The organism is Nitrosophilus sp., assembly GCF_982775275.1.
Genome location: NZ_CEXZHP010000289.1, coordinates 1 through 1,379 on the forward strand (window position 1 = coordinate 1; position 1,379 = coordinate 1,379).

At 44.7% G+C, this 1,379-nt stretch carries 2 protein-coding genes; both read right to left on the reverse strand.

All coding sequences use genetic code 11. The features are described 5' to 3' along the window. Positions 1-56: 56 nt before the first annotated feature. The gene (locus AC30RD_RS09345; RefSeq protein ID WP_489494270.1) at positions 57-1,094 is read right to left on the reverse strand and encodes an acetate kinase; all 1,038 of its coding nucleotides are present in this window, start codon (positions 1,092-1,094) and stop codon (positions 57-59) included. Further along, positions 1,094-1,379, reverse strand: a 286-nt coding sequence (locus AC30RD_RS09350) for a phosphate acyltransferase (RefSeq protein ID WP_489494268.1), incomplete at its 5' end; no start/stop codon positions are given. The genes AC30RD_RS09345 and AC30RD_RS09350, both read right to left, overlap by 1 nt.

Sequence of the window (1,379 nt, forward strand, 5' to 3'; positions counted from 1 at the left end):
GGGGGTTTGTTTCTACACTCCCCCACTCTTTCTTCTTTACCTTTTTACAATGAACTTTATAAAGTTCCTACCAAACGAAAACACTCATAAGCAATCTCCAACTCCTCTTGTGTTGGTATAACCAAAAACTTTCTCTTTTGAAACATCTTATTTTCCATCACTGCCTGGGTAATTTGTGTTGCGTGTTCCCCTATGCCGCCACTAAAAACAATTGCATCTACCTCACCCTCTAACAGTACCATATATGCACCTATATATTTTTGAATACGTCTTACCATAATCGCTACGGCAAGGGTTGCATCCTCATCATCTCTTTGTAAAATGGCACGCATATCGTTATCACCACACATCCCCATCAAACCTGCGTGTTTGTTTAAAAGGGTATCGACCTCATCAACACGCAACCCCAACTCCCGTTGCAAATACAGCACTATGGCAGCATCAATATCGCCACACCTTGTTCCCATCACAAGCCCCTCTAAGGGTGTAAACCCCATGGAGGTATCTATACTTTTTCCCTTTTGAACAGCACAGGCACTCGCACCGTTACCAAGATGCAAGGTTATAAGGTTTACCTCATCCACCCTTTTGTTTAATATTTTTGCAGCCTCTTTGGTCAAATAGCTATGACTCGTTCCATGAAAACCATAGCGTCTGACTGCGTGTTGGGTATACAACTCTTTCTTGATGGCATACAAAAAAGCCTCTTGTGGCATTGTTGTATGAAAAGCGGTATCAAAAACCGCTATCTGTTGCGTGTTGGGGGCTTTTTGCATGGCAGCGCGTATCCCCTCAATATTTGCCGGATTGTGTAACGGTGCCAAGGGGATAAGTGTTTGAAGTTTGGCAAGAACCTCCGCATCTATCACCACACTCTTGTGAAACATCTCTCCACCGTGTACCACACGATGCCCTATCGCATCGAGTGCGGCAAAATCAACATCCAACAACTCCAAAGCTTCCCCAAAAGAGGCAACACCCCCTTTTTCACCTATATGCTCTACCGTTTTTTGATACACAACCCTACCTGTTGCCATATCAAAGAGCTTACATTTTAAAGAGGAGCTTCCCCCGTTAAGAACCAAAACACGCATCACTGAGCCGCCTGTATGGCAGTGATTGCTATGGTGTTGACAATATCTTTTATAAGGCACCCTCTGCTTAAATCGTTAACCGGTTTTTGCAACCCCTGAATAACAGGTCCTATCGCTATGGCACCGCTGCTTCGCTGTACCGCCTTGTAGGTGTTGTTTCCGGTATTTAAATCGGGAAATATAAATACCGTTGCACGCCCTGCTACTTTGGAGTTTGGCAGTTTTTTACGTGCCACCTCCTCATTGATGGCTGCATCATACTGCACAGGACCCTCCACCAACAGG

Excerpts from the sequence above, each read along its gene's own strand:
- AC30RD_RS09345 (WP_489494270.1), bottom strand. The coding sequence starts at position 1,094 with ATGCGTGTTTTGGTTCTTAACGGGGGAAGCTCCTCTTTAAAATGTAAG.